Here is a 21,577-nt window from a genome sequence, read left to right as displayed (position 1 = left end):
AAAAAGTACTCAAAATTCAGGGGCATTGGAGTGATATAAAACCAAGCGCCCATGACGGTTCTTTATAAGAACTAATGTTTCTCATAAACAATAATCAATACTAAATCTTTTTTTGTTTTATTGGTAATTCCATGCCAGCTGCCTGTTCTGGTTAAAATAGCATCTCCATCTTTTACATTATAGATTTTGTCATTCAATTTCATCTCTCCGTTGCCGCTTAATATGTAATAGACTTCGTCTTCTTTTTGCTGATGATAACCGATTGCTGCACCTGGTTTCAATACGCGTTTTCTAAAGGCAGTTTTATAATCTTTTATATCGCTAAAAAAACTATAACCAATAGATTCGCCGCCACCTTTATGCGGTCCGGGTTGTTCTTTGGCTATGTTTTTTTCACTCTCTATAACATATTTTTGAGGATCAAATTCCTGGGTATAAGCAATAGTTCCGGAGAATATGAATATTACACCAATTAGAAAAGACTTTTTCATTTTGTTATCAGATTAAGTTTATGCAATCAATTTCGATGGTTGATTTTCAGATTTTCATTTTATTTTAGGAAAGTATCTCTGCAATTTCTGCATATCCATTCTCGCGGGCTAAATCTGCAGGTAGTTTGCCGCCTTCCATTCTGGCATCAACCAATGCTCCCTTTTCCAAAAGCAGAATAATCAATTCTATATTCCCATTTTGCGCTGCGCTGTGTAAAGGAGTTATTCCAGACATCTGTACCACATTAACTTCTGCACCATTTTCTATCAGCATTCTGGAAATATCCGTGAAATTACCTGCAATAGCGGAGTGGAGCGGAAAAACATTGAATTCGTTATTTGAAGGGACGTTTACCGGAGCACCTTTTAATACCAGATACTTTGCAATCTCCTCGTTTCCGAAATAGGAAGCAAGTCCCAGTCCACTATAACCGTTATCGTAATATTCGCTTACAATCTCCGGGTTATTATAAACATGATGTGCTACAACATCAAATCTATTGGCGGCACAGGCTTCAAAAAAATTGATGTCCGTGTTCAGTTGTAACAACAAATCAGTTATCTTACTTTTATGGTAATAACAACTAAGTACCAGAGGAGAAACATTAAAACTGGTGTTTGCTTTTAACGCATCCGGATGCGATGAAATAAAAGCTTTGATAGAGTCCTCGTCTGCTTCGGCTATTAATTCTTCTAACTGGTTATATGGCATTTTTTAGATTTAAATAATAATATTAGTGCATTAATTCTTAACTTCCAACAAATAAGTGAATTTTAGCGTTATTGCTTCTGGTATTAAAAACGATCCAAAACTATTGTTAACTATTAAGTTTAAATACTACTATAGTAATAATCAAATATGATAAATTTGCAGAAGGAAAAAAACAATATATGCTCATAAGGGGGAATCAGATAAAGACAAATACATTTAGGGACTCAAAAGCACCAAAGTCTGACTATGATAAACAAGAGCCAAAGAAACAAAAACGAGAATTGTTTCCTAAGCTCAACTTTAATAATGATAAGGCTGTTAAGATAACAGGCCTGTTTCTTTTATTACTGGCTATCTATTTTTTTGTAGCATTTTGCTCTTACCTGTTTACCTGGGAAGAAGATATGAGCTATGTAATTGATGCTAATGGTGGCTGGAGTAATCTGTTTAAAACTGCGGAAGAACTTAAATCTAACGGAGTTTTAAATCCAGATATTCAGAACTGGGCAGGTAAATTGGGAGCCTTACTATCGCATCAATTTATCTATGAATGGTTTGGTATTGCAGCTTTTATCTTTGTTTTTGTATTCACGGTATTAGGGTACAGACTACTTTTCAAAGTAACTTTGTTTCCTGTTGTCAAAACGCTGGGATACAGCTTTTTCCTTTTAATATTTTCCTCTTTGCTGATTGCTTATTTTCATGCCTATATCAGTGAATATCCTCATTTTCTGGAAGGAGAATTTGGATTCTATCTGAATCAGCTTTTAAAAGCACAGATTGGAGCAGCTGGTGTTGCCGGTGTTTTAGCTTTTTCTGCACTTACTACATTGGTGATAGCTTATAATATTGATTTTAAGTTACCTGAAAGAAGGAAGGCGTCTTTAAATGTGAATCATTTAGAAGATGAAGATATCACAGTTGAGGAGCCTGCGTATCAAAGAAATCCGATAAGAAGAACAGAATCTGTTATTACTGAAGATGAAGAAGGAGAGGTGGAGATAGCTCCTGTGATAAATAAACCTGTTACTCAGGTATATACTTCATTAAGTGAACCTGAAGATTCCAGACCGCAGGTAGAATCCCGGTTTGCACCTTTGGTGAATGAAGATAAAGAAGTTGACGATGAACCTGTTTTAGAAACAGAGTTCGAGATGCCTGTGAACAGAAAGCCTATTCAAAATAGGGTTAAAGAAGACCTGGCATTAGAAACAATTATACCAGATCAGGATCCGGTTGTGGAAGAACCGGAATTCACTGTTCAGCTTTCCGAAGAGGAAGCAAAAGCAAAAGAACTTGTAGACCAGTTTGGAACTTATGATCCAACTCTAGATTTATCGTCTTATAAAAACCCCACCATAGATTTGCTGGAGAATTATGGCGTAAATAAAATAGCTGTAGATGCAGAAGAGCTCGAAGCAAATAAAAATAAAATTGTAGAAACTTTAAATAACTACAATATCGAGATTGATAAGATTAAAGCTACTATTGGTCCTACAGTAACCCTATACGAAATTATTCCGGCACCAGGTGTTCGTATTTCAAAAATCAAAAATCTGGAAGACGATATTGCTTTAAGCTTAGCCGCTTTAGGTATCCGTATCATTGCACCTATGCCGGGAAAAGGAACAATAGGAATTGAGGTACCAAATCGCCATCCGGAAATGGTCCCAATGCGCGCTATTATCACAACAGAGAAGTTTCAGAAGACAGAAATGGACTTGCCCATCGCATTGGGTAAAACCATTTCTAATGAGGTCTTTATTGCCGATTTAGCTAAAATGCCGCATATGTTGGTTGCAGGTGCTACAGGGCAGGGTAAATCAGTAGGTATTAATACTATCCTGGTTTCGCTTTTGTATAAAAAGCATCCTTCACAGCTGAAGTTTGTTTTGGTAGATCCCAAAAAAGTTGAGCTTACATTATTCAAGAAAATAGAAAGGCACTTCCTGGCTAAACTCCCGGGAGAAGAAGATGCTATTATAACAGATACCAAAAAGGTTATCAATACGCTTAATTCGCTCTGTATTGAGATGGATCAGCGTTATGATTTATTGAAGGATGCAGGAGTTCGGAATTTGCGGGAGTATAATGCAAAATTTATCAATAGAAAACTTAATCCAAACAATGGACACCGTTATTTACCGTTTATAGTATTGGTGGTTGACGAGTTTGCAGATTTAATGATGACGGCGGGTAAGGAGGTAGAAACACCTATTGCAAGGTTAGCTCAGCTGGCAAGGGCAATTGGGATACACTTAATTATTGCGACACAGCGTCCGTCTGTAAATATTATTACAGGTACAATTAAGGCGAACTTCCCGGCTCGTCTGGCATTTAGGGTAACATCTAAAATAGACTCGAGAACTATTTTAGATACCGGAGGCGCAGATCAGCTGATAGGAAAAGGGGATATGCTACTTTCTACCGGAAGTGATTTAATTCGTTTGCAATGTGCTTTTGTAGATACTCCGGAGGTTGATAATGTGTGCGAGTTTATTGGCGAACAGAGAGGATATCCTTCTGCATTTATGTTACCAGAATATGTTGGTGATGATGCTGACGGAGGCGGACCGAAAGATTTTGATCCCGATGACAGAGACCCTTTATTTGAAGATGCGGCTCGTTTAATTGTAATGCATCAGCAAGGGTCAACCTCACTGATTCAAAGAAAACTAAAGCTGGGTTATAATAGAGCAGGGCGAATTATTGATCAATTAGAAGCTGCTGGAGTAGTAGGCCCTTTTGAAGGAAGTAAAGCCAGAGAAGTTCTTATTCCAGACGATTATTCGTTGGAACAGTTCTTGGATGGTTTAAACGGAAAATAGGAGAAATAAAGATGAAAAGATTTAGTTGTATGCTGGCTTTGATGATATTCGTGTTTATGGGTAACATATTTGCTCAGAACGATCCTAAAGCCAAGTCTATTTTAGCCGATGCCAGTAAGAAATTCAGAAGCTATAACGTAGTAAAGGCAGATTTTACTTATTCATATACCAATAGACAGGCAAACGTGAAGGAAAATTATTCGGGTACATTATTGTTGCAATCTAAATTTAATAAATATAAGATTGTTTTGCCGGAGCAAGAGATTATTTCGGATGGGAAAAATCAGTGGACTTATCTGAAGGAAGATAAAGAGGTGCAGATCGCTGAAATTGATAATAGTGAAGGATCATTAAATCCTGCCCAGATTTTCACTATCTATGAGAAAGGTTTTAAATACGTTTATACAGGTGATACTAAATTAAACGGAAAGATCGTACAACAAATTGAATTGGCTCCATTAACTAACAGATCATTTTCTAAAATTAAATTGTCTGTGGATAAGGCTTCCAAAACAATCAGTTCTTTATCTGTTTACGATAAAAATGGGAATATATACAGTTATACTATCCGATCGTTTGTTCCTAACGTGAGTAATGTAACAGCATCAACATTTACATTTGATAAATCTAAATATCCGGGAGTAGAGATTGTAGATTTACGCTAGACATCAATTATTCAATGTCAAGTATTAAATCTTCAGTTCTCAACTCAGAAATTTAAACATTGAACTTTTAAATCAAACATGTCCTTATCTATTACAAATCATACGCTAGAAAAATTAGAAAATTTGCTGAAAGAGCTAGGGTATAAAGTCAGGTATGAAAAGGGGAACTTCAGAACGGGGTCTTGTGTAATAGAGGCAAGTAAAATGGTTGTGGTCAATAAGTTCTCAAATCTGGAAAGTAAAATAGCTGCTCTGGCAGAAATGGTTAAAAACATAGAGATAGAAGATGATAGCTTACTGCCCGAAAAACAGAAGCAGTTTTATTATTCATTGAAACAAACTATATTACGCTTTTGAAAGTAACATTTTTAGGTACAGGGACATCTCAGGGAGTTCCGGTTATTGCTTGCAGCTGTCCGGTATGTCTTTCGGAAAATAAGAAAGACAAGCGGCTGAGAAGCAGTATTTTAATTGAGTCTGAAACAACTACTGTGGTAATAGATACAGGACCAGATTTCAGATATCAAATGTTACGGAAAAAAGTACAACATTTAGATGCCGTAGTATTTACGCATGAGCATAAAGATCATATAGCCGGTTTGGATGATGTAAGGGCCTTCAATTATAAACAACAGTCGGCTATGGAAATTTATGCCACAGATAATGTGCAACAGTCTTTAAAGCGAGAGTTTTACTATGTTTTTTCGGAGTTTAAATATCCGGGAATTCCTTTGCTTAATCTGCATACACTGGATAAGAATCAATCGTTTAAAATTGGAGACATTCAATTTACTCCAATAGAAGTAATGCACTATAAATTGCCGGTTTTGGGATTCAGAATTAAGGATTTTGTTTACATTACTGATGCTAAAACTATATCAGATGAAGAGTTTAAGAAAATAGAAGGCGCTAAGTTTTTAGTGCTGAATGCTCTTCAGAAAGAAAATCATATTTCTCACCTGACCTTTCAGGAAGCCATTGATTTAGCCAATAGAGCAGGTGCAGACCATACTTTTTTTACTCATATTAGTCATAAATTAGGGAAATATGAAGATGTTAGCAGAGAGTTACCCTCTAAAATATCATTGGCTTACGACGGATTGGAAATAAATATTTGATTTTTCCAGATAACATTTATATTTGCCCACGCATAAGCCCAGGTGGCGAAATTGGTAGACGCACCATCTTGAGGGGGTGGCGCTCGTAAGGGCGTGGCAGTTCGAATCTGCTCCTGGGCACAAATAAGGCTCTTAATGTTGAATTAAGGGCTTTTTTTATTTGTGTTACACAGTTTTTGAGCCAATTTAACAGTTTGATTAGCCCAAAAACTCAGAAATATTATTGTGAAGTTAAACTTACTTAAAAGAATTCACCATAGCATTATGTAATGTCTTAGGGCTCCAGTAACCACTGGCAATAATTCTTCTAATGGTATAAAGCGGTTCTTCCTCATCTCTGCTGGTAGCTAAAATATAAGCAGATCTGATACCTCTTGCTTTTAAAGCCTTAATAGCTTCTTTATTCCATAAGCCAAAGGGATAAGCAAAGTCTTCAACTTTTTGACCAGATATTTCTTCTAACAGTGTTTTAGGCTTGGTAATCTGTTTGTTCCACTCTTCTTCACTATCAATTTTCTTTACATTTGGGTGGTCATAGGTATGTAAGCCAACAGTATTTCCACCATCTGCAATCTGTTTGATTTCATCCTTATTCATATAATTTACCCTTCCGTGTTTGCCAATTACCACAGTCATCATAAAATAAGCCCCTTTAAAACCATATTGCTTTAAAGTTTTATCCCCAACAAGCAACTGATCCTGATCAGTATCATCAAATGTGATTAATACCGGTTTTTCAGGAAGTTTATCTCCATAGGCTAAATAATTATAATATTGTTCGGGGAGGATGGAAGTGTAACCACTATCTGCCAACATTTTTATATGTGCTTTAAAAGTAACAGGCGGAACAATGTAGTCTTTCGCCGTTTTTGAATCGTTAGCTTTCCATTCTCTAATCTGGTGGTAACATAAAACCGGGATTTGTTTTCTTGCCAATATCGTTTGGGCATCGGCAATTACTTTGCTTTTAGGTGTATTATCTAAGTTGGACCCTTTTTCAGGTTCAACTGTTCCCTCTTTATCAGCGTTTGTAGAAGAAGTGCTTTCCTGCTTTGCTGTGGTATTTGTTGTACAATTGATAAAAGTGGCACAAAGAGCCAAACCAATAATGGCTAAATAAGATTTCATAAATAATTATTTGTGGCAAAAGTAGAAATAGTTTTTAGTTTGTTCAATGGCTATCGGTATCAGTCGGGGAGAATTTTAGCTTTTAGCAATATTTTATTTCAAGCAGCAGGTTTTCAACCGGATAGTTACCACTCATTATAGCTTTATAAAGAAATGGACAACACGTATACATCTTATCTATAAAACCATATCTATACCATGATTAATCCATAGTGAGTCCATGTTTTTATATAAAAACATGGACTTACTATGGATTAATACTAAACTGAATTTTGAAAAAGTAATAACATATTACGGTGATGCTACTGAAAAGTATTTTAATTTAACGAATAGACATCAAGGCAGATTACATTGATGAACAGGTAATTAAATCTATCGTATCTGTGAATATTAATGGGAATTTATATTAAAACTCCTAAGCTATTTTATAAAAAACTTGTTTAAATTAGCACAATAAGCCAACTAAAACCAATGAAGGTACATTACAACAGAAGAAGTTTTTTAAAGCAAACAGCCATAGGCATTACAACATTAGGAATACCTTATCCGTTATCTGTTTTCGCAAGAGAAAAATATAAACTAAGCTTTTCTACATTAGGTTGTCCAAAATGGAGCTTTAAAGAAATTGTAGACTTTGCCGCTAAACACAATTATCAGGGAATAGAGATTAGAGGAATACAGGGTGAAATGGATTTAACCAAATGTCCTGCTTTTAGTAAAGAAAATATTAAAAACAGCATAAAACTGGTAAAAAATAGTGGTTTGGAGATTGTTGGTTTAGGTTCGTCGGCAAAAATGCATATCAAAGAAGAAGTGCTTAGAAAGAAAAATTTAGACGAAGCAAAGCAATTTATAGATTTAGCCAACCAATTAGGCTGTAAAGCCGTTCGTGTTTTTCCAGACAAGCTGCCAGCAACAAGCAGCAGACAGGAAACCATGGATTTAATAAGTGCCGGTTTAGCCGAACTGGGCAATTATGCCCAAGGTGGCAAAGTGAAAATACTTTTAGAATCTCATGGTGATTTGGTATATGCTGATGATATACGTTCTGTGTTAAATCATGTAGATCATAAGAATGTAGCCCTTATATGGGATGTCTTTAATATGTGGGTGAAAACCAAAGAATCTCCCGCAAATGTTTATGCTAAATTAAAGCCATACATTCAACATGTGCATCTGAAAGATGGAATGCTTAATAATGGCAAAATAAAATATGTGTTGTTTGGAACGGGAGAGGGGCCGGCTTTGGAAGCAGTGAAACTATTAGACCAGTCTGGGTATAAAGGTTTTTATAGTTTTGAATGGGAGAAAGCATGGCACCCGGAAATTGATGAGCCGGAAGTAGCTTTTCCACATTTTGTGAAGCAGATGAGAGGATAAGGCGAACGTGGTCTCTGTTCTTGAATACAAATAAAAAGGAGTTAATAGTTGAATGCTAACAGGAGCCTATCTGGGAAGTTTGGAAACTTCAGTTCATTTATGTCCATAGGGACGCTTTGCTTAATTCCACGTAGAAGGGTGGAGAGATATACAAAAACTCGGCTTTTCTTTTTCGTCCAAGCCGAGTAATCAAAAATAAACTATAGATTTAACAGGCTCACATTGATTTAAACAGCGGTATAACCACCGTCAATTAAATAATATCCGCCAGTCATAAAAGAAGATTTTTCAGAGCTTAAAAATAAAACAAGTTCAGCTACCTCTTCCGCTTTTCCCAATCGTCCTATAGGGTGTTTGGCAATTAAGTCTTTTTTATGGTTTTCATCAAGCTGGCTAAGCAAAGGCGTATCAATATAACCAGGTCCAACAGCATTGCATCTTATGTTTTTTAGTCCGTATTCTGCACCAATGTTTTTAGTTAATCCCACAACTGCATGTTTGGCCGCGGTATAAGCAGAAGACATCGGGGCAGCTACCGTACCGTGTATGGAAGCCATGTTGACAATAACGCCGCTACCGTTTTTCTCCATCGCCAGCAATTGGTATTTGCAGCCATAAAAAACACCATTCAGGTTAATGTCTATCACTTTTTTCCAGCTATCTATGCCATAAGCTTCTGTCAAAGCCAGTTCTCCACCTATGCCTGCGTTATTACAAGCGATATCCAACTTTCCAAACTTATCGAGTGTTGCGTTTACCAGCGTTTCGTTGTCCTGAGGGAGCGAACTATCTGCTTTAAAAAAAGCAGCCGTTCCACCAGCTTCTTCAATTCGTTTTACAGTGGTTTGCCCTGCACTTTCATTGATATCCGAAATCATTACTTTAGCACCTTGCCTTGAATATGCTAAGGCAACCGCTAAGCCTATACCGGATCCCGCTCCGGTAACAAGGGCTACTTTGTTTTCTAATAATCCCATAGTTGTTTGTTTTTCAAGTGATTAATGTAATTTACGATTTATTCCGGAAAGAGAGAAAGTTTATTAGTTCTTTAGTTCACTAGTTTCCCAAAGAGTCAAGTTTTTAAATCTTGCTATACCCAATATACATATTTCGACTCTGCTTAATGTGACATCCTTATTTATATAATCTTCTATTTGAAAACATTATCGAAGCAGCCTTTTGATTCAATAATTAAATGATCTTCCAAATAATGAAAGTTAAGCCGACAACAGCCAGCGAATATTTCGGATTTTTTACCTGATTTTTCCATAAATACTTGAAAAATGCGCCTCAAATCCCAAATGATATAATTCCCCACATCATTCAAGCCTATGCGTTAAATTTTATATCTTAGCCAATCGAAAAAAATTAGAACATTGGCAGGAAAAGGAACTAAGGAAACCCCTTTAATGACACAATACAACCAGATTAAAACGAAATATCCGGGAGCATTGCTGTTATTTAGGGTTGGCGATTTTTACGAAACTTTTGGTGAGGATGCAGTTAAGGCATCGCAGATATTGGGAATTGTACTTACAAAGAGAGCAAACGGATCTGCCTCTCATATAGAATTGGCCGGTTTTCCTCATCATTCTATAGAAACTTATTTACCAAAACTAGTTCGCGCAGGTCAACGGGTAGCTATCTGCGATCAGTTAGAAGATCCTAAGTCTGTAAAAGGAATCGTAAAACGTGGTGTTACCGAACTGGTAACTCCTGGAGTTGCCTATAGTGACAATATCGTTCAACAGAAATCCAATAATTATCTGGCCACCTTACATTTTGATAAGGGAACTATTGGAGTTGCTTTTTTAGACATATCTACAGGCGAGTTCCTGACTGCGCAGGGCAATGCAGAATATATAGATAAATTACTTCAAAGCTTTAAACCGAGTGAAGTTATTTATTCGAAAAGCAAAGCCAAAGACTTTGTGGAGTTCTTTGGCGACAGATTTTATACATTCGTTTTAGACGACTGGGCATTTACTACAGATTATGCACAAGACCTTTTATTAAAACACTTTGAGGTAAACTCATTGAAAGGTTTTGGTATCGAAAAGCTAAACCTGGGAATTATTGCTGCCGGAGTTTGTTTGCATTATCTAAACGAAACGGAGCACAGGCAATTACAGCATATCACCAATATTTCCCGAATAGAGGAAGACAGGTATATGTGGTTAGACAGATTTACCGTTCGTAATCTGGAGCTGGTAGGTTCGTCTAACGAAGATGCAAAGACTTTAATAGATGTATTAGATCAAACGTCATCTGCAATGGGGGCCAGGATGTTGCGTAAATGGATTTTAATGCCATTGAAGAACAGAAAACCCATAGAAGAAAGGTTAAATATAGTTTCTTTCTTTTACGAGAAGGAAACGTTAAGGGAAAACTTAGAACAACATATCAGACAGATTGGAGATTTAGAACGTCTAATTTCCAAAATAGGATTACAGAAAGCAAATCCACGCGAAATTGTACAACTCAAAAGAGCACTTATTGCTATCGAGGAAGTAAAAAATATCTGTGCAAAAGTTGATCAGGAAGCGGTAAGAAATATTGCCGAGCAAATTAATCCATGTGTTTCTATTCGGGAAAAGATTGAAAAGGAAATGCAGGCAGATCCACCGGTAGCCATTGCCAAAGGAAAAGTAATTGCCGACGGATTTAATGAAGAACTGGATAAACTGCGTAAAATTTCTTATGGAGGAAAAGATTATTTGCTGGAACTTCAGAAAAAAGAAGCCGAAGCTACAGGGATAAGTTCGTTAAAGATAGCCTTCAATAATGTTTTTGGATATTATCTGGAGGTCAGCAATACACACAAAGATAAGGTTCCGTCCGAATGGATTAGAAAACAGACTTTAGTTAATGCCGAGCGTTACATTACGCCAGAACTCAAAGAATACGAAGATCAGATATTAGGTGCCGAAGAGAAAATTCACGCTTTGGAAACACGGCTTTTTGCCGACCTATTGGCTTCCGTAGCAGAATTTATTCGTCCTATTCAATTAAATGCAGCATTGATTGCACAATTGGATGTGTTGTTATGTTTTGCGTCAATAGCCAAGAAAAACTATTATGTTCGTCCTTATATCAGTGACGATAAAGTTCTGGATATCAAAGGCGGTCGCCACCCTGTAATCGAGAAACATCTTCCTATTGGAGAAGAATATATCACCAACAGCGTTTATTTAGACGATGAAACCCAGCAGATCATCATTATCACTGGTCCAAATATGGCGGGTAAGTCGGCTTTATTAAGACAGACTGGTTTGATTGTACTGATGGCACAAATGGGATGTTTTGTTCCCGCGAAAGAGGCTCATATTGGTATTATTGATAAGATATTCACTCGTGTTGGAGCATCAGATAACTTATCTTCCGGAGAGTCTACGTTCATGGTAGAGATGAACGAAACAGCCAGTATTTTGAATAACCTGTCTGACAGAAGCCTGATTCTTCTGGATGAAATTGGTCGGGGTACTTCTACTTATGACGGTATTTCCATAGCCTGGGCTATTGTAGAGTTCCTGCACAATCATCCTTTAGCAAAAGCGAAAACACTTTTTGCCACGCATTATCATGAGCTAAATGAACTTTCTAATTCGTTTCCCCGCATCAAAAATTTCAATGTTACGGTTAAGGAGGTGGGCAATAAAGTTATTTTCTTAAGAAAGCTGGTGCCTGGTGGAAGTGAGCATAGTTTTGGTATTCACGTAGCTAAAATGGCTGGAATGCCACCAAAGGTATTGTCTCGGGCAAATGAGATTTTAAAACGTTTAGAAAACGAACGTACCGGAGGAGAACATGTTAAGGCGAGTTTAATGAAAATGCAGAAACAAGCTGTACAGTTACAAATGTTCTCTTTGGAAGACCCGGTATTAATTAAGATCCGTGATGTGTTGAACAATCTGGATGTGAATACATTAACTCCCGTTGATGCGTTGATGAGATTAGATGAAATACAGCGATTGCTGAAAAATTCTTAAATATAATATTATGAATACCGAAAAAATTTACGGTTTTGGAATAGTAGGAACAGGTGCCATTGCAGATGTACATGCAGAAGCAATAAAGCATATTCCAAATGCAAAGTTAATTGGTGTTTTTAATAGAAGTTTTGAAAAAGCAGATGTTTTTAAGCAAAAACATAATTGCATGGCCTTCGACAAGCTGGATGATCTTTTAAATTTAGAAGAGTTAGATATAGTTTGTATTTGTACCCCTTCGGGGCTTCATGAGGACATTGCTCTAAAGGCAATGAAAAAGGGAAAGCATTGCTTAATTGAAAAGCCTTTAGAGGTAACTACAGAGAAATGTGATCATATCATAGAAGCTGCCGAGGAAAATAATGTTAATCTGGGCGTTATTTTTCCAAGCAGGTTTTATCCGGAAAGCCGGAAGATTAAATCTGCTATAGATATAGGCAGATTTGGCAATCTGGTAATTGGGAGTGCATATGTAAAATGGAGTAGAACAGAGGCCTATTACAAACAAAATGCATGGAGAGGTACATGGGCACTAGACGGGGGAGGTGCATTAATGAATCAGGCTATCCATGCTGTTGATGTTTTACAATGGTACATGGGTGAGGTTGAAAGTGTACGGTCTCTTACCGGAAATTTCAGACATCGGGAGATTGAAGTAGAAGATACCGCTGTCGCTATTTTAAAATTTAAAAATGGTGCTTTGGGTGTTATAGAATGTTCAACGGCAATTCACCCGGGATTTTTAAAACGTATAGAAATTTCCGGAACCGAGGGGACAGCTGTCATAGAAGATACCAATATCATCAAATGGGAGTTTGCGCGGGAGGATGCAGAAGACCATGCTGTTGTTGAATCTGATAAAACTGAAAAAGCTGTTAATGGTGGCGTTTCTAATCCAATGGCTATAAGTTTTTTAGGTCATCAATTGCAATTGGAAGATTTTATATCATCTCTAAATAAGGGTGTAGAACCTTTTATTGACGGCAAAGAAGGAAGAAAATCTGTTAGAATTATTGAGGCTATTTATGAAAGTGCTAAAACGGGAGAAGCTATAAAAGTCTAGATTTATAATTCATTCATTATAGTCATTTAAAAATTCTTCAGAAGAATGACTGCTGTATTTTGTCTTATTAAATTAAATATGATTGTTTAAAGTATTTTTTAATGTGGTAAGTCTTAAAAATGTTTAAGCTCCAAACGGGGAGAATGGAGCCTAAACTAACCAATTATAAACCGCTACAAAGATAAGGTTTTGAAGCTTGTGATTACAGTGCTTATGGTAACATATCTATTACAAATAAAGTTCAATTTAAGGAGTATAATTGATCCATAAAAAAGGCGGAGTAGGTAAAACCTATCCGCCTTGTAATAAGGAAATATTATCCGATTATTGTTTTATCGGGAATGTAAATCTAAATTGTCCGCCATCTGGTCCAATGCCCTGGAACGATAGCATGTTGCCTTTTGTAGAAGATAGAGCAGCATTTACCTGATCTACATTATTTACGCTCCTACCGTTAATGCTTGTGATAATTGTGCCTTTTGGAACTTCATACATATCAAACAACTTTCCTGCTGCAACTGAAGTAACTTCAACGCCAGAAGAAATACCAAATTTCTTTTTAGTAGCGTCTTTAATTGGAGCAAATGTTGCACCCAGACTGTTTAATATTTCAGAAGCTTCCGCAGAAGAAGTACCGTCAGCACCTTTTGTTTCAGATGCGCCTTTCAGAGTTAAAGTAAAGTTCTTTAGATTGCCATCTCTCAGAACAGTCAGTTCAGCTTTATCTCCCGGCCTCATTCTTCCAATTCTTTCTTGTAATTCTGCGGATGTCAGCGCATCGCGGCCATTCAGTTTTTTAATAATGTCGCCTTTTTTAATACCTGCAGCTGCTGCAGCACCGCCATCAACAGTAGAGCTTACATATAACCCGTTAATCTCTTTAACATTCAGTTGTTTCGCCAGATCTGAGTTTAGTTCCTGGAAGGTCACACCAATGTACCCTCTTTTCACTTCTCCAAACTTGATGAAATCATCCATAACCTTTTTAGCAAGATTTACTGGAATAGCAAAACCATAACCTTCGTAAACACCCGACTGAGAGGCAATGGCGGAGTTGATACCTATTAATTCACCATTGGCATTTACCAATGCACCACCGCTATTTCCTCTATTGATTACTGCATCTGTTTGGATAAACGACTCAATTGATGAGGTTGCTGGCGGATTTTCAGGGTCATAATTATTAGGATCTATATTGTCCTGAGCCAAAATTCCGATCTGACGAGATTTAGCACTAACAATACCGGCAGTAACTGTAGATTCTAACGTTAAAGGATATCCCACAGCTAATACCCATTCACCTACTCTTACATCGTCTGAATTTCCCAGCTTCACAATAGGAAGGTTATTCGCTTCTACTTTAATTAGTGCAAGATCGGTCATTTTATCTTTACCGATTACCTTTGCAGATAATACTCTTTTATCTGTAAGAATTACTTCGATCTTGTCAGCGTTGTCAACAACATGATTATTAGTCATAATATACCCATCATCTGTCACAATAACTCCAGATCCTTTTCCCATAGAAGGAGTGTTAGATTGAGGTCTCATTCTTCTGCCAAAGAAATCTTCAAACATATCGCCGAAGGGATCACTTCCCTGACGCGACGAAGAAGCACTTCTGTTATAAGTGGTTCTCACGTGTACAACGCCCGGAGAAACAGCTGCAGCTGCAGCGGTAAAGTCTAAAGCACCGGCGGAAGAGATAATTTTAGAAGGATTGTTTGCAAAATAAACCTTCTGTCTCTCATCCAGGCTTAAATTGCCTAGAGATTTATCCTCAAATAATTTGTAAGCACCTATTGCTACTGCTCCACCAATAAAGGCAGTAAGCAACGTAAGGCCAATTGTCTTCATATTCTTCATTGATTATCTTATTAATATTTCAGTAACTTTAATTGTATAAATTCAAAAATAATACCATTAAGACGTTATTAGCAAGTATATGTTGCTAATTGCATAGTTAAAAAATGTTAATTATTAAATTCAGAATTAAGTATTTAAATCTTCTGCTGGTTTGCAGTCACCAATTATATTCCCGAATTTTGTATTACAAGATATGAATTTAAAATTTTATAAATATCAGGGTGCTGGAAACGATTTTGTAATCGTTGATAACAGAGAAGGCGCTATTAATCATCAACAGCCTTCTTTAATTGCGAATATATGTGATAGGAGATTTGGCATTGGAGGCGATGGAATGATGTTTTTGCAGTCTAAAGAGGGGTATGATTTTGAGATGGTTTATTATAACTCTGATGGTCAGCCAAGCAGTATGTGCGGTAATGGAGGTAGATGTATTGTTGCATTTGCTCATGATATAGGTGTTATTGAAAATGAAACGAACTTTTTGGCAGTAGATGGACCGCACTATGCCAAAATTTCAGATTCGGGCGATTGGGTAAGTTTACAGATGATTGATGTAAATGTGGTTCATATAGATGGCGTGGACTATGTGTTAAATACCGGGTCTCCTCATTATGTTAGATTTACCGAGCGATTGGAAGACACGAACATGTTTGAAGAGGGGAAGAAGATAAGATATAATGATGTTTATAAAGCGGAAGGTATAAACGTAAATTTTGTAGAAGATAAAGGCGATCATTTGTTTGTAAGAACCTATGAAAGAGGAGTGGAAGACGAAACTTATGCCTGTGGTACCGGTGTTACTGCAGTTGCTTTAGCTATGGCAAAACGGCAACATAAAATTGGAGATATATCAACTCCTGTTAAAGTATTAGGCGGTAATTTGAATATCAGGTTTAATTATGATGGCGAAAAATATACCCGTGTTTTTCTAGAAGGCCCGGCTAAAAAGGTTTTTGAAGGAGAGATTAATGTTGGCTGATATCTTTCAGGTCTGAACCTACTAAATTAACAGAAGTTTTAATCAGGTCGTCGAGTTCATTGCCGCATATTTCAAGTAAATTCAGATATTCCTTAATTTCTGCCTCGGATCTCGCAAGATGCATAAGTTCTATAAGCCCCAGAATTGAGGCTAAAGGCTTTCTAACTTGATGGGAATTGATCCAGGCTGCTTTTGAGAGTAAATTTCTTTGCTCATTTATTCTGGCGTCCTTTTGCTTGCGATCTGTAATCTCATTCTCGATAGCAATATAACCTGCATGACATCCTTTTTCGTCGAAAATTGGGCTTCCATCTATTTGAAGCCAAAAATGTCTGCCGTGTTTCGAAAAGTTTTCTATTTCCACAGAGAAATCCTCTACCTTTTCCACTGCTTTTTGTATCATGTTAAGGTTCTCAAGACTGCTTTCGGGTATATTTATAAACTCCCAGGGCCTTTTGCCAATAATTTCCTCTCTTGAATATTCTGTAGTTTCATAGAAAGCAGTGTTGGCCCATTCTATTTCTCCATGTTGATTCGTAATGATAATAAGATTTTTGATCCTGTTGATAATTTCGTCAAGTCGCTTATTTTCCATATTGGCTTTTGTGAGCTCGTTAATATCCTGGATAAAGCCTTCCAAAAATTTACATTCTTCCGAAAAATAAGCAGGAATAAAAGCTTCAAACCTAATAAAAGACCAATCATCGTGATTTTTTATTCGCACAGTACATTCCTGAGAGTGCTTAAGGTGTTTAAATCCAGCTATAAAATTGGAGATTTCTTGAATGTCATCTGGATGAACAAAACTGAAAAGTTGTTCCAGATTTAGTAGTCGCTCTGCAGCTACTGGTAATTTAGTCAACTCAAAAAATTCCGAATCAAAATCAAAAACATTCTTTTCTAAATCATAAGTCCATCCTGCAATTTTTGCTATTTTTTGTGTATTACTTAATTTTTGTTGGTTTAGCTGTAAGCGGGAAATATTAGTTTGGAGATCTTCGTTAGTTTGTTGCAGAATAAACTGTTGTTTCTCGAGTTCTTTTTCGTAAAGTTCTTTCTGCGATACATCCAAAGCCAACACAAGTTTAGCCGGCTTTTTATCAAATACAATATTATGAGAAATAATGTTTGCACTTATTATGGTGCCATTTTTTAGGATGTGTCTCCAAATTCCAGATTCCGATTTCTTTAATTCTTTTTTTTGAATATAATCTCTTAATCTACTGGCTTCGTCTACAGGTCTGATATCCAGGATAGACATAGATAAAAACTCTTCTGCAGAATATCCGTATTTTGTAATAGCTGCCTGATTAGCTTCTAAGAACTTTAATGTTTTCAGATCATACACCCACATAGGATTTGGGTTGTTTTTAAACATGTCTTTATACTGTTCTTCCGATCTTTGCAGGTTTTTATAGTAGCGATCAATAATTTTATACAGGAAAAAGGCAGTCAATATAATAAAGCCCAGTCCTTTGTATATTTCTAACCAATGCCTTTGCGAAGGACTACTAAAAGACAGGCTGTCTATCAGAGTTCCACTAAAAAATATCCAACTTATGCTGATTAGAAGGTAAGAAAGCGTTATTTTCTTCGATCCATTTTTCATGGCTAGATGTTTAGTAGAGGTTAGGTATCAATAATTATAAGTATTAATGTGTTTGATAATATTCCAATAATAGATGGTGTGCGCTTTTTAAAAAAACAGTTGCAAATTACCTTTGAATATAAATAAAAAACCATCTTGTATCAAGATGGTTTTTATTAGCATTTATTTTTTACTGATGTGATTAGTCAATAATATTAACTTTAATCATATTGGTCTTTCCTTTTTTCTGAATCGGAATAGAAGCGGTATTAATAACTACATCACCAGATTCAATCAACTTTTCTGCTTTAAGAATATTGTTTACTTCGCTAATTGTTTTATCTGTGCTGTCAAACTTATCGTAAAAGAAACCTCTAACTCCCCATAATAAACTTAAAGTATTTAACAGGTTTCTGTTTGAAGTAAAGATATAGGTATTGGCTTTAGGTCTTTGACTAGATATCTGGAATGCAGTATAACCAGAAGAAGTCATTGCGATAATACCAGAAGCCTTTGTTTTATCAGCAAGAAAAACCGCTGAGCTACAAACAGCATCAGCCATATATGTTGGGCAGTTTTCGTCTAATTCTTTTGTTTTATAATAAGGGTAAGAAGTGTTTTCTACGTGGGTGATAATATTGCTCATTGTCTCGATAACGATTTGAGGGAATTCACCTACAGATGTCTCGCCACTTAGCATCACTGCGTCAGCTCCATCTAAAACGGAGTTTGCAACATCGTTTACTTCCGCTCTGGTAGGGCGTGGCGTTGTAATCATGCTTTCCAGCATTTGAGTAGCAACAATAACTGGTTTTGAAGCCTTATTACATTTTTTGATAATCATTTTTTGTAATACAGGTACTTCCTGCATCGGACATTCAACTCCTAAATCTCCACGGGCAACCATTACGCCGTCAGTAACTGCAATGATAGCATCTATATTGTCAATAGCTTCAGGCTTTTCTATTTTCGCAATTACGCGAGAAGTTTTTCCGCTGCGACTGATAATTCTCTTTAAATCTATGATGTCTTCAGATTTTCTGACAAAAGACAAACCTATCCATTCTACATCGTTTGCTAAAGCAAAATCCAGGTTAACTAAATCTTCTTCAGTTAAAGAAGGGATCGAAACTTTTGTGTTTGGAAGATTAACTCCTTTTCTACTTGTTAAGATACCACCGTGAACAACTTCACAGATTACAGTGTCTTTTCTGTTTGTTTCCACAACACGCATTTGAAGTTTGCCATCATCTAATAAGATAATTTCTCCTGCTTTTACATCTTGGGGGAATGCCGGGTAAGTAATGTAAATCTGATTGTCGTCTCCAATGCATTCGTTTGTGGTAATCTTAATCTGTGTACCATTGATCAGATTTATTCCGCCATCTTTTACCAGTCCTATTCGTATTTTAGGACCTTGAAGATCTGCAAGAATACCAACATTAGTTTTGTATTTGTTATTGATTTCACGAATGATATCGATAACTTTTTGGTGGTCTTCTTGCTTGCCATGTGAAAAGTTTAAACGGCAAACGTCTACACCAGACTTAATTAATGATAATAAAACGTCTTTATTAGATGTAGCGGGACCTAAAGTTGCTACAATTTTGGTTCTTTTTTGAGGAATTTTCATTCGAATTTTCGTATTTTAAATAGAGGTCGAAATAAATATCTGTTTCTAAAAAGATTAAAAATAAATATTCTTTCTGAATTACTCTTTGTTTGTATCAATTTAAACTGCTCAGAAATTGAAGCTCAAAAGTAGTGTATTTTTTACACGAACTCAAGTGTTAAATGTTAAAAAATCAGATTTTCTTTTGATTTCAGTTTCGTAGGGTCGAGCTCAACTATTGCTTGTACATCCGGTATGTCTCTTGCCCGATGAATAAAATAGTCCAGATCCTCATCGTCTATGAAATCTTTAATAATTACAAAGTAATCCGAGCCTTTAAGCTCCGGAATCAGGTAGCCATCAGGACTTTTATTCGCGATTAAATAGTAAAAAGGAGTAACTTCTTCTACATAATAAAGGTATCTTGAGTAAAATTTTGGTGATTGCCCAATGAAGGTAATTTCATGATCTTCAATCTTTGTGAAGTCAAAACCCAGCACCTTATTAAGATAATGGCATAATCTGTAATCCCTTAATTGTGAGGTTATTGAGAGTAAAATAAAATCAAAATCAAGTTCCAGCTTTAAAAATTTCTTATTCAAGATAATAAAGATTAAATTCGTACATTAAACTTTTTGAGTTGTTTTCTGTTGTTTTCAAAATTAGGGAAAAACAAAAAGGTTTGATATTTGATAGAATTTATTTTTCTTTGCACAGAATTAATTAACCATAAAAATTAAAGTATTATGTCTGATATCGCTTCAAGAGTAAAAGCAATCATCGTTGAAAAATTAGGTGTTGACGAAAATGAGGTTACACCAGAGGCATCTTTCACCAACGATCTTGGTGCTGACTCATTAGACACCGTTGAGTTAATCATGGAGTTTGAAAAAGAATTCAACGTGGCTATTCCAGACGATCAGGCTGAAACTATCAGCACTGTAGGTCAAGCTATCTCTTATTTAGAAAAAAACGTAAAGTAATTAACTCTTAACCGAATAGATGGAGCTTAAAAGAGTTGTAGTAACAGGACTAGGTGCGCTTACCCCAATTGGTAATACCGTTGATGAATATTGGAACGGTTTAATCAATGGAGTAAGCGGCGCTGCTCCTATTACTCGTTTTGACACAGAAAAGTTCAAAACAAAATTTGCCTGCGAAGTAAAGAATTTTGTTGTTGAAAATTTTCTCGACAAAAAGGAAGCCCGCAAATTAGATCCATTTGTGCATTACGCCTTAGTAAGTACAGACGAGGCGGTTAAAGATGCTGGTTTAGACTTTGAGCGCCTGAATACTAATCGTATTGGGGTAATATGGGGAGCCGGTATTGGAGGTCTGAAAACGTTTCTTGATGAAGTTTCAAACTTTGCCAAAGGCGATGGAACACCGAGATACAATCCTTTCTTTATTCCGAAAATGATTGTAGATATAGCCGCGGGGCATATCTCCATGAGATATGGCTTAAGAGGGCCTAACTATGCATGTGTTTCTGCATGTGCTTCTTCTACAAATGCTTTGATTGATGCTTTCAATTATATCCGTTTAGGAAAAGCAGATATGATTGTTTCAGGTGGATCGGAAGCTATTATCAACGAAGCTGGAATAGGCGGATTTAATGCTATGCATGCACTTTCTACAAGAAATGACGACCCAGCGACTGCTTCCCGCCCGTTCGATAAGGACAGGGATGGTTTCGTAGCAGGAGAAGGGGCTGGAACAATTATTCTGGAAGAGCTGGAGCATGCGAAAGCAAGAGGTGCTAAAATTTATGCTGAGATTGTTGGTGGCGGAATGAGCGCTGATGCTTATCATATCACTTCTACTCATCCGGAAGGTTTGGGGGCGAAGCTGGTTATGCAAGCTGCTTTGGATGATGCTGGATTAAAAACGGGAGATGTAGATTACATAAATGTTCATGGAACTTCTACACCTGTTGGAGATATTAGTGAGTCTAAAGCAATAGCAGATTTGTTTGGCGAAGATGCTTATCGCTTGAATATAAGTTCAACAAAATCTATGACAGGCCATTTATTGGGAGCTGCAGGTGCTGTTGAATCTATCGCTGCGATTTTGGCAATTAGAAATGGAATAATTCCTCCTACGATCAATCATTTTACTGATGATCCTGAATTTGATCCTAATCTGAATTTTACAT

The 21,577-nt window shown here is 36.5% G+C and carries 18 protein-coding genes and 1 tRNA gene; 11 read left to right on the top strand and 8 right to left on the bottom strand.

What is annotated here, in order from left to right; genetic code table 11:
* Positions 1-71: 71 nt before the first annotated feature.
* Together ABWO41_RS04700 and ABWO41_RS04695 are read right to left on the bottom strand one after the other, a co-directional pair.
* A complete protein-coding gene (locus tag ABWO41_RS04700) occupies positions 72-491 on the bottom strand; it encodes a cupin domain-containing protein (RefSeq protein ID WP_353134207.1) in 420 nt (139 codons plus the stop codon).
* A gap of 64 nt (positions 492-555) precedes the next feature.
* Positions 556-1,203 (bottom strand): ankyrin repeat domain-containing protein, encoded by a 648-nt coding sequence (locus ABWO41_RS04695; protein ID WP_353134204.1) that lies wholly within the window; start codon positions 1,201-1,203, stop codon positions 556-558.
* Positions 1,204-1,382: 179 nt separating this feature from the next.
* On the opposite strand from ABWO41_RS04695, the gene ABWO41_RS04690 reads away from it, so the two are divergent.
* From ABWO41_RS04690 to ABWO41_RS04670, 5 genes are all read left to right on the top strand, one after another.
* Positions 1,383-4,031, top strand: a complete 2,649-nt coding sequence (locus ABWO41_RS04690; protein ID WP_353134201.1) for a DNA translocase FtsK 4TM domain-containing protein — start codon at positions 1,383-1,385, stop codon at positions 4,029-4,031.
* A gap of 11 nt (positions 4,032-4,042) precedes the next feature.
* Positions 4,043-4,696: an outer membrane lipoprotein periplasmic chaperone LolA1 gene (gene lolA1, locus ABWO41_RS04685; protein WP_353134198.1), complete on the top strand. Its 654-nt coding sequence runs from the start codon at positions 4,043-4,045 to the stop codon at positions 4,694-4,696.
* A 78-nt stretch (positions 4,697-4,774) separates the two neighbouring features.
* The gene (locus ABWO41_RS04680) at positions 4,775-5,053 is read left to right on the top strand and encodes a hypothetical protein (protein WP_353134195.1); all 279 of its coding nucleotides are present in this window, start codon (positions 4,775-4,777) and stop codon (positions 5,051-5,053) included.
* A complete protein-coding gene (locus ABWO41_RS04675; protein ID WP_353134192.1) occupies positions 5,050-5,814 on the top strand; it encodes an MBL fold metallo-hydrolase in 765 nt (254 codons plus the stop codon). The genes ABWO41_RS04680 and ABWO41_RS04675 overlap by 4 nt, the downstream gene beginning before the upstream one ends.
* A gap of 36 nt (positions 5,815-5,850) precedes the next feature.
* A tRNA-Leu gene (locus ABWO41_RS04670) sits at positions 5,851-5,934 on the top strand.
* Positions 5,935-6,051: 117 nt separating this feature from the next.
* Here the strand turns inward: ABWO41_RS04670 and ABWO41_RS04665 are convergent.
* A complete protein-coding gene (locus ABWO41_RS04665; protein ID WP_353134189.1) occupies positions 6,052-6,942 on the bottom strand; it encodes a polysaccharide deacetylase family protein in 891 nt (296 codons plus the stop codon).
* A gap of 471 nt (positions 6,943-7,413) precedes the next feature.
* On the opposite strand from ABWO41_RS04665, the gene ABWO41_RS04660 reads away from it, so the two are divergent.
* Positions 7,414-8,322 (top strand): sugar phosphate isomerase/epimerase family protein, encoded by a 909-nt coding sequence (locus ABWO41_RS04660; protein ID WP_353134186.1) that lies wholly within the window; start codon positions 7,414-7,416, stop codon positions 8,320-8,322.
* Between the two features lie 227 nt (positions 8,323-8,549).
* Here ABWO41_RS04660 and ABWO41_RS04655 read toward each other — a convergent pair whose 3' ends face one another.
* A complete protein-coding gene (locus ABWO41_RS04655) occupies positions 8,550-9,299 on the bottom strand; it encodes an SDR family NAD(P)-dependent oxidoreductase (protein ID WP_353134183.1) in 750 nt (249 codons plus the stop codon).
* 432 nt (positions 9,300-9,731) lie between these two features.
* On the opposite strand from ABWO41_RS04655, the gene mutS reads away from it, so the two are divergent.
* Positions 9,732-12,311, top strand: a complete 2,580-nt coding sequence (mutS, locus tag ABWO41_RS04650; protein WP_353134210.1) for a DNA mismatch repair protein MutS — start codon at positions 9,732-9,734, stop codon at positions 12,309-12,311.
* Between the two features lie 10 nt (positions 12,312-12,321).
* Complete coding sequence (locus ABWO41_RS04645; protein WP_353134180.1) at positions 12,322-13,374, top strand: Gfo/Idh/MocA family protein; 1,053 nt, start codon at positions 12,322-12,324, stop codon at positions 13,372-13,374.
* Positions 13,375-13,698: 324 nt separating this feature from the next.
* On the opposite strand, the gene ABWO41_RS04640 is transcribed toward ABWO41_RS04645, so the two are convergent.
* Positions 13,699-15,240, bottom strand: a complete 1,542-nt coding sequence (locus ABWO41_RS04640; protein WP_353134177.1) for a Do family serine endopeptidase — start codon at positions 15,238-15,240, stop codon at positions 13,699-13,701.
* A gap of 193 nt (positions 15,241-15,433) precedes the next feature.
* Here ABWO41_RS04640 and dapF point away from each other — a divergent pair, with 193 nt between their 5' ends.
* Positions 15,434-16,222, top strand: a complete 789-nt coding sequence (dapF, locus tag ABWO41_RS04635; RefSeq protein ID WP_353134174.1) for a diaminopimelate epimerase — start codon at positions 15,434-15,436, stop codon at positions 16,220-16,222.
* Here dapF and ABWO41_RS04630 read toward each other — a convergent pair.
* The 3 genes from ABWO41_RS04630 to ABWO41_RS04620 form a co-directional block, all read right to left on the bottom strand.
* Positions 16,209-17,831 (bottom strand): PAS domain S-box protein, encoded by a 1,623-nt coding sequence (locus ABWO41_RS04630; RefSeq protein WP_353134171.1) that lies wholly within the window; start codon positions 17,829-17,831, stop codon positions 16,209-16,211. The genes dapF and ABWO41_RS04630 overlap by 14 nt on opposite strands.
* Positions 17,832-18,012: 181 nt before the next feature.
* Positions 18,013-19,443 (bottom strand): pyruvate kinase, encoded by a 1,431-nt coding sequence (pyk, locus tag ABWO41_RS04625; protein ID WP_353134168.1) that lies wholly within the window; start codon positions 19,441-19,443, stop codon positions 18,013-18,015.
* A 164-nt stretch (positions 19,444-19,607) separates the two neighbouring features.
* Complete coding sequence (locus ABWO41_RS04620; protein ID WP_353134165.1) at positions 19,608-20,024, bottom strand: IPExxxVDY family protein; 417 nt, start codon at positions 20,022-20,024, stop codon at positions 19,608-19,610.
* A 144-nt stretch (positions 20,025-20,168) separates the two neighbouring features.
* Between ABWO41_RS04620 and ABWO41_RS04615 the strand changes: the two genes are divergently transcribed.
* Entirely contained in the window at positions 20,169-20,405 is a 237-nt protein-coding gene (locus tag ABWO41_RS04615; RefSeq protein WP_013633783.1) for an acyl carrier protein, read from the top strand.
* A 19-nt stretch (positions 20,406-20,424) separates the two neighbouring features.
* Positions 20,425-21,577 (top strand): beta-ketoacyl-ACP synthase II (fabF, locus tag ABWO41_RS04610; protein ID WP_353134161.1); only part of this gene is annotated, 1,153 nt, incomplete at its 3' end.

This window comes from Pseudopedobacter sp., from assembly GCF_040392825.1.
Lineage (GTDB): Bacteria > Bacteroidota > Bacteroidia > Sphingobacteriales > Sphingobacteriaceae > Pseudopedobacter.
The sequence above is the reverse complement of the archived record's forward strand: the minus strand, read 5'-3'. Positions and strand labels throughout refer to the sequence as shown.

Bases quoted from the DNA above. Each gene is read 5' to 3' on its own strand.
- ABWO41_RS04700 (WP_353134207.1), bottom strand. From the start codon at position 491: ATGAAAAAGTCTTTTCTAATTGGTGTAATATTCATATTCTCCGGAACT.
- ABWO41_RS04695 (WP_353134204.1), bottom strand. From the start codon at position 1,203: ATGCCATATAACCAGTTAGAAGAATTAATAGCCGAAGCAGACGAGGAC.
- ABWO41_RS04690 (WP_353134201.1), top strand. From the start codon at position 1,383: ATGCTCATAAGGGGGAATCAGATAAAGACAAATACATTTAGGGACTCA.
- lolA1 (WP_353134198.1), top strand. From the start codon at position 4,043: ATGAAAAGATTTAGTTGTATGCTGGCTTTGATGATATTCGTGTTTATG.
- ABWO41_RS04680 (WP_353134195.1), top strand. From the start codon at position 4,775: ATGTCCTTATCTATTACAAATCATACGCTAGAAAAATTAGAAAATTTG.
- ABWO41_RS04665 (WP_353134189.1), bottom strand. From the start codon at position 6,942: ATGAAATCTTATTTAGCCATTATTGGTTTGGCTCTTTGTGCCACTTTT.
- ABWO41_RS04660 (WP_353134186.1), top strand. From the start codon at position 7,414: ATGAAGGTACATTACAACAGAAGAAGTTTTTTAAAGCAAACAGCCATA.
- ABWO41_RS04655 (WP_353134183.1), bottom strand. From the start codon at position 9,299: ATGGGATTATTAGAAAACAAAGTAGCCCTTGTTACCGGAGCGGGATCC.
- mutS (WP_353134210.1), top strand. From the start codon at position 9,732: ATGACACAATACAACCAGATTAAAACGAAATATCCGGGAGCATTGCTG.
- ABWO41_RS04645 (WP_353134180.1), top strand. From the start codon at position 12,322: ATGAATACCGAAAAAATTTACGGTTTTGGAATAGTAGGAACAGGTGCC.
- ABWO41_RS04640 (WP_353134177.1), bottom strand. From the start codon at position 15,240: ATGAAGAATATGAAGACAATTGGCCTTACGTTGCTTACTGCCTTTATT.
- dapF (WP_353134174.1), top strand. From the start codon at position 15,434: ATGAATTTAAAATTTTATAAATATCAGGGTGCTGGAAACGATTTTGTA.
- ABWO41_RS04630 (WP_353134171.1), bottom strand. From the start codon at position 17,831: ATGAAAAATGGATCGAAGAAAATAACGCTTTCTTACCTTCTAATCAGC.
- pyk (WP_353134168.1), bottom strand. From the start codon at position 19,443: ATGAAAATTCCTCAAAAAAGAACCAAAATTGTAGCAACTTTAGGTCCC.
- ABWO41_RS04615 (WP_013633783.1), top strand. From the start codon at position 20,169: ATGTCTGATATCGCTTCAAGAGTAAAAGCAATCATCGTTGAAAAATTA.